Below are 13,724 nucleotides of genomic sequence, written 5' to 3'. Positions count from 1 at the left end.
GGCGTTGACGGAGTCGTCGGATGGTTTCGTGGCCAAACTGGCCGCGGAGTTCGAGGCGGCGTCCGGCGCGCCGCCGAAACCACAAGAACGGCGAAGCTGGGAGCGGAGCTGGCCGGCGTTGCTGAACGCGTTGGTCGGGGCCGGGCTCGGCGAATTGTGGATGGCGCTGGAGTTCGGCCTGCCCCGCACCGGCGAGCGCGTCGATGCGCTGCTGATAGGTCGACGTCCGGACGGCAAGCTCGTCACGGTCGTAGTCGAGCTCAAGCAGTGGACGAAGGCCGATGTAGTGGTCGGCAGCGGGCTCTGGGTGCACGTCGGTCAGCGGGTCGTCACCCATCCTGGCCGGCAGGTGGCGGGTTACGAGCACTACCTCCGGAATTGGGTGGATCCCGGCGACGGTGAGTTCGAAGTGCGCGGGATCGCCGTGCTGCACGACGCGGAGGCTCCCCTGATCGACAAACTGAGGGACGCGGCCGCCGACGCGTCGGAGAGCGCCGCGGTGCCGCTCCTCGGAATCGGTGATCTACGTGGAGCAGCCGAGGAGATCGCGTCCCGTCTCGGATGCGCGGACCTCACCGAGCCAGCCGATGCCGACGTGGAATGGTTCTTGGGCCTTCCGCACCGCCCGTCGGCGGCCCTGTTCGACGAGCTGGGATGTGTGCTGGACGGCGACTCACGGTTTCGTCTGATCGGGCGCCAGCAGGACGCTTACGTGGCGCTGCTGGAGGCGGTCGGCGCGGCCGCACGGCTCGGCGAACGACGTGTCCTGGCCGTGAGGGGCGGCCCAGGTACCGGGAAATCGGTGATCGCGGCACGCCTGGTGGCGGGGCTGCCTCGCTATCTGCGTTCAGCCGACATCGAGTGCGCGACGCAATACCTGACGCCGACGAAGACACTGCGAAGGCAACTCGCCCGTGCGGCCACGGATGATGCCGGCAAGGGACTGTTCGGTTTCGTCGACTTCTGGAAACCGAGCGAGGGCAAGGTCAACGTCGTTCTCATCGACGAAGCCCAGCGAGTCACCAAACCGCGTGCCAACCTGGTCGACATCATGGAAAAGGCCGCGGTCACCGTCGTGTTCTTCGACGAGCGCCAGGTGATCCGGCCTGGCGAGGGATTCTCGCTGCAGGACCTGGACAGGTTCGCGTATACCGTCGGTGCCACGTGCCGGCCCGTTCTGGTGGACCTGGAAGCCCAGTTCCGATGCGGAGGATCGCAGCGATACCAGAACTGGCTGGGGTCGGTACTGAGCACGACGGGTACGCCCGGCACATGGCGGACCGACGGCGACTACGACTTCGCCGTCGCCGAGGATCCGGAGGTCCTGCAGTCCTGGCTCGACAAGCAGTCAGCAAGTGGACACCGGGCGCGGATGAGCGCCGGGTTCTGCTGGCCTTGGACCCGGACGGGGCCCAAGGAGACGTTGGAGGAAGACGTCGTCGTCCACTGGACCGGCTCCGACAAGGTCAAGAGGACCTGGCGCCGGCCGTGGAACGCGGACGTGACGGTGCTGGACGACAAGGAGCGGGCCGTGGCCCCGGAGAGCGTCTTCTGGGCGACCGACCCCGGAGGTGAGGGACAGGTCGGCTGCGTCTACACCGCGCAGGCACTGGAATACGAGTTCGGCGGCGTCATCATGGGCAAGGACCTCGTGCGACGCGGCGGTCGCTGGGTGGCCGATCCGAACGAGAGTAAAGACCCGAAAATCAAAAAGGCCCGTTTGACGCCTGAAGAGTATCTGCCGCTGGCCTTGAACATCTATTGGGTTCTGCTGACCCGCGCCAGCCGCGGTTGCCGGGTCTACTCGGACGACGAGGACACACAGAAATTCCTCCATTCGCTGGTTCAGAGCAAGACACTTGCACGTGCCTAGCCGTTGGCCGGGAAAGTGTCGGTGGTTCGTGCAAGGCTAGTCTCGTGCGACTTCGTGATGCTCGTGGTGTGGAACTGAACGCGGACTTCAATGTTGAGGTCGACGAAGGCCGCTTGAGCCTCGTGTTGGAGAGTGCTGGCGGGAGGACGGCTGGAGCGGCTCGTCCACGCAACGACCAGTACGTTCCTGTGCTGAGGTTGCTGCTGCAGCGCCTGCGTGACCGGGAAGCAGTCCTGCTGTCAGCGCTGGTTGCCTCTGCGAGGGTTTCGAGGTTGTCCGAGGATGAGCGGACCCTGGTCAAAGGGCCGTTAAGGCTCTCTGATGTGACCGACGTTGAGCAGTTGAGGCTTGAGATCACCAGTGCGCAGGGACGCGTAGGCCTGCCAGCGGGGGCGCGGAAGGAAGGCAATAACCGTAAGCGCATCCGGCTTCGGCTCGACGTGCCAGGGTATCGCCTCGAAGACGCGGCAAAGCTCGCCGCAGACCTTTCCACTCCGTACAATGAGCCGGTTGATCAACTGGCTGCGTCGAGGGAACTGCCTACTGCGACTGAGTTGCTCGATGCTCTAACCGGGATCGAGATTCAGACCGCGACCGGTCGTCCGAATACCGTGCTTGAGGTACACGGGAACGTCGTGCGTGTCCGGACTGAACGCTCTCCTGATGGTCGTCCAGTCGATATCAGCGAGGTTCAGAAGGGCTTGGACAAGTTGGCCGAGCGCGGATCCGTGCAGGTGACGGTTGACGAGCTGGGACACCGGAGCGCGTTTGTGGGCGCAGTGCTGGCGACGCTTCCCGGGGCGCAGTTCGTCGGCTCACCCGCGGAAGTGGTCCTTCGCGAGCCGACCGGTGATGACGTGGCAGGCGATCTCCACTTCGGTGAGCTTGACGCGGTCACTAGCGTCAAAGTCCGTACAGAACAGAGGAAGCTACGCAAGCTCCTGGCGGGAGGGGCGACAGTCGCCGAGTGCGCGCTCTGCGGTGACCGCTACCCGATTAACTTCCTCGTTGCCGCGCACATCAAGAAGCGCGCGGTCTGTACGGACCAAGAGCGCCGCGACCTGACCAACATAGCGATGCTGGCTTGCACCTTCGGCTGCGACATGCTGTACGAATCGGGGTGGGTGACTGTCGATCAGCAAGGCCTCGTGCAAGTACGGCCAGCGGCCGACCTGTCCGAAAGCCACCTTCGAACTCGCCTCCTGCACCTGCATAGCCGACACTGCAAAGCTCACAGCACCCACTCGGAACCCTACTTCGCCTGGCACCGAGCGAACGTGTTCGCGCCGAACGAACGCCTGTAGAGGTTCCGCGGCCCAGGCCCGCCACGCGCTAGAAACGTGGCTATTGATCACACAGTCTCCTGAATAGACGTCCGCCTTACGAGATTCAACCGACTTGGCTGCTGAGATCGCAGCCTTGAACTTCGCCAGGTCTGCTCGTCGCTGACGAGGGACGCCTACCTACTACGTGTGGTCGATTCTCGTAGAATGAGATCTGTGGCTCTTGATGGGTTGTGCCGGTTCGCGGTGCCGGTGGAGAAGGCTGTCTTGCTCAATGAGGACGGTTTCCTTCTGACGCCGTCGGACCCTGAGTGGAGTTCCAGTGACACGGTGCAGCCGGTACCGGTGACCGAGTTGCCGGTCGGAGAGGCGAGTTTCGCGCTGTTGGCTGCTGGTGGTGCGGGTAAGACCGTCACGTTCACCGAACTGGCCAAAGCAGAGTCGGATGGGCGCCGGATCGACGCCGCCGCACTCACAATCGACGCCCTCGAGCGGGAGTTGGATGGTGCGTGCTTTAACGAATCTGCGGTTTACTTAGACGGCTTGGACCAGGCGGCGTCCGTCGAAACGCGCTTCCTTCCGTGGCTGGAGCAGTATGTGACCGCGCCTGCACGTCGCGGTATGCGCTGGCGGCTCGCCTGCCGTGCCGCCGCGTGGGACGCGGCCCTGGGACAGGCGCTATTCCGAACTTTGCCCGCGTTCACAGTGTGGAAGCTGGCCCCATTGGACCGCGACAGCGCGGAGAAAGCGGTCGAGTGCGCGATCGGCTCGCCGGACTTCGACACCGCCCGGTTCATGGAAGCTCTGATCGAGGCCAGGCTAGGACGACTGTCCGGCTGTATCGGTCAGCTCGTCGCAGTGGCGCGGTATTGGACCACGCGAGGTGAGTTACCGCAGCGAGCGGCAGACGCGATGAGTTTCGAGATCGAGTACCTGCTTCGTGAAACTGACTCACGAAGGAAGCCATCGCTGCCGCTGGACCGGGCAGTGAGGATAGCCCGGCGATTGGGTGCCTTCACGATGTTCGCGGGCACCCAGGCGCTCACCGTCGGACCAGTGGGGAACCCCGCGACGCTTCCGGTCGACGAACTGCCATCAGATGCGGAGCCGGACCAGCCAGTACGGACGATCGAACCCGCCGACTACCGTGAAGTGCTCGACACGGCGCTGTTCGATTCAGGACCGGCCGGATCGGTGGTGTTCCGGCATCAACGCTATCTCGAGTACCTGGCTGCTACCTACCTTGTCGAGCGAGGGATCAAGGTCGCTCAGATTCCGGCGCTGCTCGGAGTGCATGCCAACGGCTTGCTTCCGACCGCGAGGATTGGCGTCGCGTCCTGGCTGGCCGCGCTGGCTCCAGACCTGGTCGTTCAATTGTTCACCGACAACGCAGCGACGTTCGCCTCTAGCGCGGCGGTGGTCGAGCTACCGTCCGACGAAGCGCGCGCGGCGCTTGTGAAGGGTCTGCTTGAGGCCGCGGCTCGGGATGATGCGAAGCCTGACTGGCGGCTTGATCGTACGGGGCTACTGCACGCAGGATTGACCGAACAGCTGACTGAATACCTCGCGGACGGTCCGGCGAACTCGTTGCAGTTGTGGTGGATCGCCCGCCTGGCCGCCGCGGGCGGCCTTCGTGTGATGGCACCTGCTATGGCTCAGATTGCACTGGAAACAAGCTGGTTCGACTACGCTCGCCGCGCGGCCGTTGCTGCCGTCGCCGAACTTGGCGACGACCCGAAACTGCTCGCCCTCCGTGAACTCCTCATGGTGCCGACTGAGGGCGACCCAGATCCGGACAACGAAGTCCGCGCCGCGGTTATCGATGCCCTCTACCCCCGATTGCTGACCATTGACGAGCTCACCCGAGCGCTCAGACCGCACAGGTCAATACTGTATGGCGGGTACCGCCAGACTCTGGAGGCGTTGCCTGGCCGAATTCCCGGCCATGACCTAGCAGCGTTTGTCATTTGGCTGGCCGAATATACGCGTCGGACCGATGGCCATGATGACCAGTTCGAACGCCTCTATGCAGGCGTGATCGAGCAGGCATGGCGACACGCTCATGACGGAGCAGTTCGGACTGGTCTGGCCAAGCTGCTCGTGGCTCTGGTCCGTTCTGGCCGCTGGCATGAGCCACGATTCCGACCCGAGCGGATTCCGTGGGTCGATGGGGAGTCGGAGCTTCGCAGGGCGATAGCTATAAACGTCGCAAGCGCCTGTGATGAGACGTGGTACGCGGTCTTGACTCTAGGGCTGCTAACTAGCAAGGACGCTAGCTGGCTTCTTGACATGCTGCCTTCCGTCCCGCCGCAGGCCGCTGGCCCGTTGGCGAACTGCTTGCCCCAGTTGCTGCACAGCCCGTCCGCCGCCGTCGCTGACCGCGTTCTCGGACTGCCGCCCGGGCACCCTGGGTACCAGACCACGATCTATCTGCGCACTGGAGTAGCGGTCGATGACGAGTCAGTGCTGCGGCAGCGTCGTATCGCCGCGGAAGAACACGAGTACCGGCAACAGCTGACTTCCCGACAACAGCGAGTACAACACGAACTCCGTATCGTGCTGGCAGGGCTCGATACGGGACCCGAATCATGGTGGCGTATCCCGTGGCTGCTGGCTGACAAAGACATCCACGAGGGCACGGCCGCGGACATCACCCAACGACCTGGCTGGGCTCAGCTCAGCTCCGACGAGAAACAGCTCGTCATCACGGGAGGCTTTCTCTACCTGCAGACCCATCAGCCAACGGCCCAGGCCTGGTGGACGGCAACGTCCTGGAACCCCGAGCTGACGTTGCCGGACTGGTCAGGGATATACTTGATCATGACGCTGGCCGAGCATTTCCCGACCGTGCTCGATCGGCTTCCCGATGACGTATGGGCGCGCTGGGCGGCGTCGATCGTCGCCACTCCCGTATTCGGCGGCGACGACGCCATCAAGCCTCGTCACCGTGCGCTCGACGCCGTACCCGCCGACGTGCGGCCGCACCTGATCGACGCCGCGCTCCAGCACCTGGACGCACTCTCCGGGACCGATGCCTCTCTGACACCGCATGCGGTGTACGTGCACCTGGCGATGGAACTTTCGGCGGGAATCGCCAAACGCCTACTCGCCGCACTCACCGGGACCGGTCTTGCTGAGGAACTGCTCACCCTGCTGGTGAGACACGGTTCACCGGAGATTGCCCTGGACACGTGCCGACGGCTCATCGACTCCGATTCACCGCTCGCCCAGCGAGCTCGGACCCACATGGCGAAGCTGGATCCCGATTCGGTCATCGATGCACTCGCCGCAGCCACGGCCTCGCCTGAAGAACTGGCGGAGGCAGCCCTATTCCTTAACGTCACCCTGCTCGACCCGGACCGTCTGGTGATCGCGGCCCGGCTACTGCTCGACAGTCACCCCTACGCCACGGATCCGCCCTTCGAATCCGGCTTCAGACACACTTCGCACCATCAGGCTCGTGATGTTCGGCGGCACATTCTCGAACGAATGGCGCTGGACGGTCGTAGCGAGGAGCTTGCGGCGCTGAGCTACGGCCGCTCAGACGCCGACAAGAACGCGCTGGCCTACCATTACCGGATCGCCAGAGCTAGACAAGCCGATCTATCGCTCGGGACGACCCCACCTCGCGCGTTGCTTCGCTTGTTAAGCCGCGGCGACGCCAGACTGGTGCGTGATGACGCCGACCTCCAGCATCTTCTGCTGCAGCAACTCGACGAACTTCAGGGATACCTCGGCAGCGCCTGGCGTGAGATCTGGGACGACGGCAAGCCGCAAACCGAGGACGATATATCAGACTGGCTCGAGCGCCGGCTCGGAGAACGTCTCAACGACTTGGTCATCGACCGCGAGGTTCAGGTGCGACGTGACCGTCCCGGCATCGGCACTCGCATCGACCTCACCGCAACCACCAAGACCACTGGCAATGAGACGGCCAGAGTCCTCGTGGAGGCCAAACGCATCGACAACAGAGAACTCGAAACGGCGATGCAAAACCAGCTGATCAACCGATACCTTGTCCCAAAAGGTCGACGGCACGGAATCTACCTCGTCTACTGGATCGCCCCATCTCAGCGCCCGGATGGCTGGTCGCGGACCAAAGCAGCGGACGTCGCAGCATTGAAGCGGAAGCTCAACGAACAAGTGCAGCACGCCACCGAAGCAGGGTTCCAAATCGCGCCGTACATCCTCGATATCAGCCGCCCAGAAAATACATGAACTCAGATTGTGACTCTCTTTGGTAGCTAGCTGGTATTGGCGGTTCAGTGGATAGCCGAGCCGCCACCCAGATTAAGCTCCCGGCATGGCTGACGATCGTGGGTCGTGGAAGACGTTCGGTGAGAGGCTGGTCTACGACAACCGGTGGGTCCAGGTCGGGTTGACCGACGTCGAAGCGCCGAACGGTGAACGCTGGGATCACCACGTGGTGCATCTCGCTCGGATAGCTATCGCGTTGATCGTGAACGACCAGGACGAGGCCTTGATGTTGTGGCGCTACCGGTTCGCGACGAGGCAATGGGGCTATGAACTGTTGGGTGGAATGGTCGAGGCTGGCGACGACTCTGTCGGGACGGCCGTGCGGGAAGCTGTTGAGGAGTCCGGCTGGCGGCCGATCGGTGAACCGGAGCATCTGGTCAGCTTCGAGCCATTGCCGGGCCAGGTCACGGCGCCGGTGGATGTGTACCTTTGGCGCAAAGCCGAGCACATTGGCGAGCCCACTGACGCGGAAGAGGTCGGTCGGGTGGAGTGGGTGCCGTTGTCGCAGGTGAATCGACTTGTACAGCAGCAGAAGTTGCTCGGATCGGGCACGTTGGTGCCCCTGCTCTATTACCTCAACTCACGACCGAGGTAGGCGATCTGAACGAGAGATGCCCGGCTCGCGATGCCGATGATCAAGTTCTAGCTCGAGCTCGGCCAGGTGACGCATGAGCCAGTCGCGGGTTTGTTGGCGAGTCAGGGCCTCGCGGGCGATGCGTTCAAGCTGACCTTCATAGAAGGCGACATCATCATCGTTCTCGAGAAACAGGCTGGTTGTGGGCTGTTGGTGATGAACGAGTGGAAGGTGCTGGTCATGTAGATACAGGGCGAAACCTGTATGGAGGCTGGACAGAGCGAAGTGATCGGGCACGAGGTGGATGTGGTGACGAGGTAACGACGACGTGATCAACAGGTGCAGTACTTGCTCGTGCTTGACGGAGGGTTCTTCAGGGCGTGCGAGCAGCGTGGTTTCGTGCAGGTAGAAGGTGAACGGACCAGGGATCCGGAGGGATGCTGCCTGGCTGGCGAGTCGCGTACGCACTGCTATATCGAGAGCGGGGCCGTCTCCATGCCCGTTCCTGGTGAGTGCTTCGCGGACGTACGGTTCGATCTGGAGTTGCCGCGGGATGTCTACGCGGTCGTAGGTCGTGATGGATTGGCTGCCGGTGTCGAGCACGGTGATGAGTGGAAGGTCGTCGGGGAAGCCTGTGGGGTGGCTTCTGACCTGGTAGCCGTCGTCGGGATGGCGGTCTAGGGCTACCAGGTCGTCGAGTTCCTGTGGGGTGGCTTTCGCTCGGGCCAGGTAGATGGCGATGTCGCCGGCTTGGTAGCTGCGAAGGCCACTTTCGAGCCGCGAGATGGTGGAGGCGGGCCAGCCGAGCATGCGGCTCATGTCGGTTGCGAGGTAGCCGGCGCGCATGCGGATTCGCCGGAGCTCGGCGCCGAGCTCCCTCTGTTTTGCGGTAGACAGCTGCGGTGTCTTCTTCGCTTTCACCGGTTCCTGCTCAAGGTCGTTGAGGGAGGCGGGCCGTCCCGCGAGGGCATGGGCCGTCACAGGTGCTGTGACGGCAAGAGATAGCGGCCTACCTGCGGAAATATCGTGTGTGACGGCTGTGTCGGCTTGCTTCGCGCCCGTCACGTCGACAGTGAACTGGCCATGGGAAGGGCGGATTCGAGAGACAGCGATCAGCCGTCACGTCGGCGAACGAGGAGCGCCGCGTCGGGTAGTGACGAGTTGCGCGGCTGTGCCGGCGACCTCCTGAAGGGCCGTTACGTGTCCGGTCAGTCGGTCGAGCCCAAGAGGGGTAAGGCGCAGCTTGGTGCGGCGACCAGCGACCCGGATGGACACGTAGCCAGCTGCGGCGAGGCGCTCGACGTGGAGAGCGACAACGGGCGGCTTGACACGCAGAGCGTTCGCCAGAACCGCGTCTTCGTACCAGTGCAGGTCCGCGAGAAGACACATCACGAACAGTCGGACCGGCAAGAGGAGAAGCGGGTCGAGGTCGCGGTGGGAGGACAGAACTGCAGGGCGTGCTGGCGGCATCACTGCTCGCCTTTCGCCGGTGCGGCAGAGTCAGGCCAGCAGAGGCGGAGCGCTGGAGACGATCCGACTGGGCTTTTCGGCAGCTCAAGTGCGCCAGGGGCGAAGGGGTCGCCGCGGTACGTGGCTGGGCTCTGCGGTGCGACACCACCGAGAGGGAGCTGGTGCGCGGCATATCGGGACACAACCGCGGGGCCGGGCCGCGACGCGATGATCAGCTGTTCCGTCGTCAGGCACCCTGCTGCACATTGTGAACGGCGAGCGCGGTGCCGCCCCGCGTCCATCGACGTAATGGTCCGGCCGTCCTGCTCGGGGGTAGCACGCGCGCGTTGACGTGGGCGCGACTGCGGGCCGGCCGGAGTCTGATCGCGGCCGAAGAGACGGCACCAGCGGTGAGCCTTCCGGTGTCGTCCGGGCTCAGCCGTGGGGTTGGCGGGGCGGTTGAGGATTCGGAGCAGCGCCGCGCACGCGACGCAAGGAGGTCCAGGCGGTGCGAGGCACGAGCCGATGAGGACGACATGACCGCAGACCGCCAGGTAACGGCCCTCTTGGAGTTCAAGCCCCTGGGCGAACGCTTCATCGGTGACGGCGTGATCGAGGCTGTCGCCTGTGCAGCGGTACCAGCGAACGTAAAAGCGGGGACGCCGTGACCTGCTTGTTCCGCTCATCTTGCCCGCTCCTGAGTCCGTCCCGTTGTGTTGAAATCATCAAAGTTGGATCAACGGAGAGAGACCAGGGCGGAAGTGTCGGAGTTTAGTGACAGGACGGTGGCATACTTCGTCATCACCTGCATATATGGTTGGTATGCTGAGTTGCAAGTCAAGCAGCGCGAGGTGAACGATGGTCGGCGTCCGACGACGCGATGGGCTGGTTTCAGCTCGTAAGACTGCGGGGCTGAGCCAGGAGAAACTCGCCGAGATCATGGGCGTCGATCGCCGGACGGTCATCCGCTGGGAGGCGGGCGACTTCGCGCCACTGCCGTTTCAGCGGCCGAAGCTGGCGAGAGTGCTGAGGCGTTCCCAGGACGAGTTGCGCGTGCTGATCGAGGGCTCGCCGGCGGCTGATCTGCCGCACGAGCTTGAACCTGCGTTCAGCTGGCTGGATCGTCGTGTGGGTTGGAACCCTGGCACTACGCGTGAACGGGTAGGGGCACGTGTGTCGCCAGATTGGCGTCGCGGACCACAGGTCGATCGGAGCCAAGCTGCCGACGCGTTGGCGAGCTATTACGGCGAAATGCCTGCCGACTACGCGCTCTACCAGGCGCGTTACGGAGGGAAAGGCGTCCGGACCAGCATTCTGAGTCGGTCAGAGTGGCTGGATCTGAGCTGCCAGCTGACGCCGGAGAACGACCAGCTGCTTCTGCGGCCTGGCCTTGAGAGCCCCTCTTGCGGCATCAACGAGAAAGCGGCCGTTGGAAGGCTCGCGGAAGCGGCTGAAGGCGGCGTTCGGCTGGCTGACGTGCCGATCTATCGTCTGACGGAGCTCGATGTGGGCGGTGGCACTCTATCGGGCAGCTTGGACGTCGTGCCCTTCGTTGAGTACGCCTTGACGTTGGACCTGCTTGAGCGCGAAATGTTCGAGACCCTGGCGGTGGAGAAGGTCTTACGTCCCGGCTACGTGCCCTTGCGAGACAAGTACTTGCCGGACGTCGCGACGGTGCTCGACCTGGTTGGTCGGCTGTGCGCGGGCGGTGTGCTTGCCCTGACCGCGATCGCTCGGCCCGCGGATCCGTATCGCGGTGGTCGCGACTACCTGCTGCTCATCCAGGAGCGGTCCAGGAACGTGCTGAATGCGGCCGGCAGCTTGGCCGTGATCCCAAAGGCGTTCCACCGGCCATCGACGGATCTGCGCGCGGATGCTCGGATCGGAGCGACCTTGCGGCGTGCACTGGAGAACGAGCTGTTCGGACGAGTCGACGTCGACAACACCGCAGGCAGCCAGAGAGCAGCCGATCCGATGCATCCGCGCAGGTTGTCCGCGCCGATGAAGTGGCTGACCGAGCAGCCGGGGCGGCTACGGATGGAGTGCACCGGGTTCGGTCTCAACCTCGTCAGCGGGAACTACGAGTTCGCCAGCTTGGTCGTCATCGACGACGAAGAGTTCTGGTCTCGCTTCGGCGGCGAGGTCGAGGCAAATTGGGAGTCGGCTGAGTTGCGCTCGTATTCGACGCTCGACGGCGATTTGATCGGCGGACTGATTGCCGATGAATCGTGGAGCAATGAAGGTTTGTTCTCGCTGCTCCAGGGGTTGCGTCGGCTCGCCGAAATTGGCGGCGATCGGCTGACAGTTCCGAGCGTTGAACTATGTCGCTGAGGGCCAGCGCACGGTCATGACAACCGAGTCCGCAATTGCTTCCCATGAATGGTCGACTCCTGGCCCCCACATGACGTAGTCGCCTTGCCGGGTCATGGTCTTGCCGCCGCCGGTGACATCGATGCGGAACTCGCCGGAGATGAGCAGCACGAGGGTGGTCCGCTGATCATCGGACGTCCACTCTGGCCGCTTGTCACCAGCAGGATGGTTGGCCCACTTGACTTCTACGTCTTTCGACGACCGTACGCCCTGGGACGGGTCGATGAAGTGCCCGACCAACCAGCTGCGGGTGTCAGCTGCGTCTTCGTTGGCGTTTCCGGCGGTCCAGCCGTCGCTCACTTGCTGAGCTCCCATTCGATCGGCGGCAACTTCACGCGTTCTCCTCCGATTTCCGCCAGGCGCCTTAGACCTTGCAGCATCGCGAAGAGTCCCTCATTGCTCCACGCTACATCACTCAGTAGCTCGGTGACGAGATCTGTATCGGTCGTTGAATACTGGCGAAGTGTCGCTGATTCCCAGTTCGCTTCGACCATGCCGCCGTAGCGTTGCCAGAACTCTTCGTCATCGATGACGATCAGGCTGGCGAATTCGTAGTTTCCGCTGACCAGGTTCAGGCCGAAACCTGTCGACTCCATCCGCAGCCGCCCTGGTTGCTCGGTCAGCCAGCGCATCGGTTCGGAGTGGCGTGCCGGGTGCATGGGATCCGCTGTCAACATCTCCCCGAGCGTGTTGTCGATGTCCGGGCGTCCGAACAGCTCCTCTTCCAGCTCTCGCCGGAGCGTCGCGCCCACCTGAGCGTCCCGGCGGACGTCGGTCAGTGGCTGGTGGAAGCCCTTCGGGATCACTGCGAGCCGTCGCGCGGCGTTCAGAACATGGCCTGAACGTTCCTGGACGAGCAGCAGGTAATCGGCATCGCCCCGGTACGGATCAGCCGGGCGCGCGATGGCGGTGAGTGCGAGTACGCCTCCCGCGCAAAGCCGGTTGGCGACTTCGAGCACCGATCGAAGATCAGGTAGGTGTCGGTCGCGAAGTGGCATAGACGATGAGCCGGCCGCGATGGCGTCCATGAGTTCGCCTTCGAGCAGGTCCATCGTCAGCGCGTAGTGCGCGAAGTGAGTGACGCCGAACGAGCCGCCGAGCTGGTGTTTGCGGATGTCCGTGCCGAGCAGGCGGTAGATCGGACTGTTCACGAGCCGGGTGTTCATGGCCAGCGTCTCCGCCAGGCGCTGAACGGCGAGACTCGCCGCGCGTTCATCGAGCTCGAGGCTCGCGTCCGGCCGGGTACTCGTCGCCGTGAACCGCTCTTGCTCTGGCCGCAGCTCGCAGGCCACATCCAGCCAATCGACGCAGGTCAGGACGCTGGTGTTCACAGTGTCAGCGCCGATTCGCCCGCCGTACAGACCGTGATTCTCGATTTGATGCCCGTAGTACTGGCGAAGAGCGTCGACGACCTCCCGCTGGCTCACCCAACTCCGTCGGGTTCCGCGGTTGTGGAGGTCTTGGACGGTCACGTCGGCGACGCGCGCAGCGACCGCGTGGCGAGCTGTGCCGGGAGACCAGCGGGCTGAGCGGTCGAGCCATTCGAGAGCTGCCCCGATGTGTGGATCAGTTGTAAGCCGCTCGTCCTCGGTGATGCCCGATACCGCCTGAGCGGCGGGCGCCTCGCCGACCAGCTCGGCGAAGCGCGCACGCTCCGCCTCCGACGCTTGCTCAAACGCGGTGTCGAGCACCTGTTGCATCTCGGACTGCTGGACCAGGTCCGGCTTCTTGCGCCATGACGCCACGGTGCGTGCGGCGACGCCCAGCTTCTCGGCGAACCGCTCATTGCTCAATCTCAGTGCGGCTTGAAGTGCCGACGCTGATCGACCGGTCCATTCGTTGGCTCGGCTCATCGGTGCACCGAAAAGCCGATATGCAGCGGATATGCAGTGATTGTGCAGTGCTTCCGCACTGGTTG

10 protein-coding genes are annotated in these 13,724 nt (G+C 63.8%); 6 read left to right on the top strand and 4 right to left on the bottom strand.

Annotated elements, in window-relative coordinates; translation table 11 throughout:
• Nucleotides 1-28: 28 nt before the first annotated feature.
• The 4 genes from L324_RS08695 to L324_RS08680 all read left to right on the top strand — a co-directional run bounded on the left by L324_RS08695 (nt 29) and on the right by L324_RS08680 (nt 8,008).
• Nucleotides 29-1,873: a DNA/RNA helicase domain-containing protein gene (locus tag L324_RS08695; RefSeq protein WP_161780830.1), complete on the top strand. Its 1,845-nt coding sequence runs from the start codon at nt 29-31 to the stop codon at nt 1,871-1,873.
• 44 nt (nt 1,874-1,917) lie between these two features.
• Nucleotides 1,918-3,177 (top strand): hypothetical protein, encoded by a 1,260-nt coding sequence (locus L324_RS40830; protein WP_499698306.1) that lies wholly within the window; start codon nt 1,918-1,920, stop codon nt 3,175-3,177.
• Between the two features lie 195 nt (nt 3,178-3,372).
• Nucleotides 3,373-7,374 (top strand): DUF8371 domain-containing protein, encoded by a 4,002-nt coding sequence (locus tag L324_RS43515; protein ID WP_235783455.1) that lies wholly within the window; start codon nt 3,373-3,375, stop codon nt 7,372-7,374.
• Nucleotides 7,375-7,459: 85 nt separating this feature from the next.
• On the top strand, nt 7,460-8,008 hold the full coding sequence (locus tag L324_RS08680) for an NUDIX hydrolase (RefSeq protein WP_037305560.1): 549 nt from the start codon (nt 7,460-7,462) through the stop codon (nt 8,006-8,008).
• Here the strand turns inward: L324_RS08680 and L324_RS08675 are convergent.
• On the bottom strand, nt 7,994-9,052 hold the full coding sequence (locus L324_RS08675; RefSeq protein ID WP_152546735.1) for a helix-turn-helix domain-containing protein: 1,059 nt from the start codon (nt 9,050-9,052) through the stop codon (nt 7,994-7,996). The genes L324_RS08680 and L324_RS08675 overlap by 15 nt on opposite strands.
• A gap of 54 nt (nt 9,053-9,106) precedes the next feature.
• The gene (locus tag L324_RS41445; protein WP_081736256.1) at nt 9,107-9,457 is read right to left on the bottom strand and encodes a transcriptional regulator; all 351 of its coding nucleotides are present in this window, start codon (nt 9,455-9,457) and stop codon (nt 9,107-9,109) included.
• Nucleotides 9,458-9,972: 515 nt separating this feature from the next.
• Between L324_RS41445 and L324_RS43860 the strand changes: the two genes are divergently transcribed.
• Together L324_RS43860 and L324_RS08670 are read left to right on the top strand one after the other, a co-directional pair.
• Entirely contained in the window at nt 9,973-10,104 is a 132-nt protein-coding gene (locus L324_RS43860; protein WP_268871895.1) for a hypothetical protein, read from the top strand.
• A gap of 190 nt (nt 10,105-10,294) precedes the next feature.
• A complete protein-coding gene (locus L324_RS08670; protein ID WP_081736242.1) occupies nt 10,295-11,767 on the top strand; it encodes a helix-turn-helix transcriptional regulator in 1,473 nt (490 codons plus the stop codon).
• Here the strand turns inward: L324_RS08670 and L324_RS08665 are convergent.
• Nucleotides 11,756-12,121, bottom strand: coding sequence for a signal peptidase I (locus L324_RS08665; RefSeq protein ID WP_438938444.1), 366 nt, complete (start codon nt 12,119-12,121; stop codon nt 11,756-11,758). The two genes, L324_RS08670 and L324_RS08665, sit on opposite strands and share 12 nt — an antisense overlap.
• Nucleotides 12,103-13,659 (bottom strand): hypothetical protein, encoded by a 1,557-nt coding sequence (locus L324_RS08660; RefSeq protein ID WP_037305555.1) that lies wholly within the window; start codon nt 13,657-13,659, stop codon nt 12,103-12,105. Before L324_RS08660 ends, L324_RS08665 begins: the two co-directional genes overlap by 19 nt.
• Between the last annotated feature and the right edge of the window lie 65 nt (nt 13,660-13,724).

Source organism: Amycolatopsis orientalis DSM 40040 = KCTC 9412, assembly GCF_000478275.1.
In the GTDB taxonomy this organism is placed as follows: Bacteria; Actinomycetota; Actinomycetes; order Mycobacteriales; family Pseudonocardiaceae; genus Amycolatopsis; species Amycolatopsis orientalis.
This window is presented reverse-complemented; position numbering and strand designations above follow the sequence as displayed.

Coding starts and splice junctions, on each gene's coding strand:
- L324_RS08680 (WP_037305560.1), top strand. CDS start 7,460: ATGGCTGACGATCGTGGGTCGTGGAAGACGTTCGGTGAGAGGCTGGTC.
- L324_RS41445 (WP_081736256.1), bottom strand. CDS start 9,457: ATGCCGCCAGCACGCCCTGCAGTTCTGTCCTCCCACCGCGACCTCGAC.
- L324_RS43860 (WP_268871895.1), top strand. CDS start 9,973: ATGACCGCAGACCGCCAGGTAACGGCCCTCTTGGAGTTCAAGCCCCTG.
- L324_RS08670 (WP_081736242.1), top strand. CDS start 10,295: ATGGTCGGCGTCCGACGACGCGATGGGCTGGTTTCAGCTCGTAAGACT.
- L324_RS08665 (WP_438938444.1), bottom strand. CDS start 12,121: ATGGGAGCTCAGCAAGTGAGCGACGGCTGGACCGCCGGAAACGCCAAC.
- L324_RS08660 (WP_037305555.1), bottom strand. CDS start 13,659: ATGAGCCGAGCCAACGAATGGACCGGTCGATCAGCGTCGGCACTTCAA.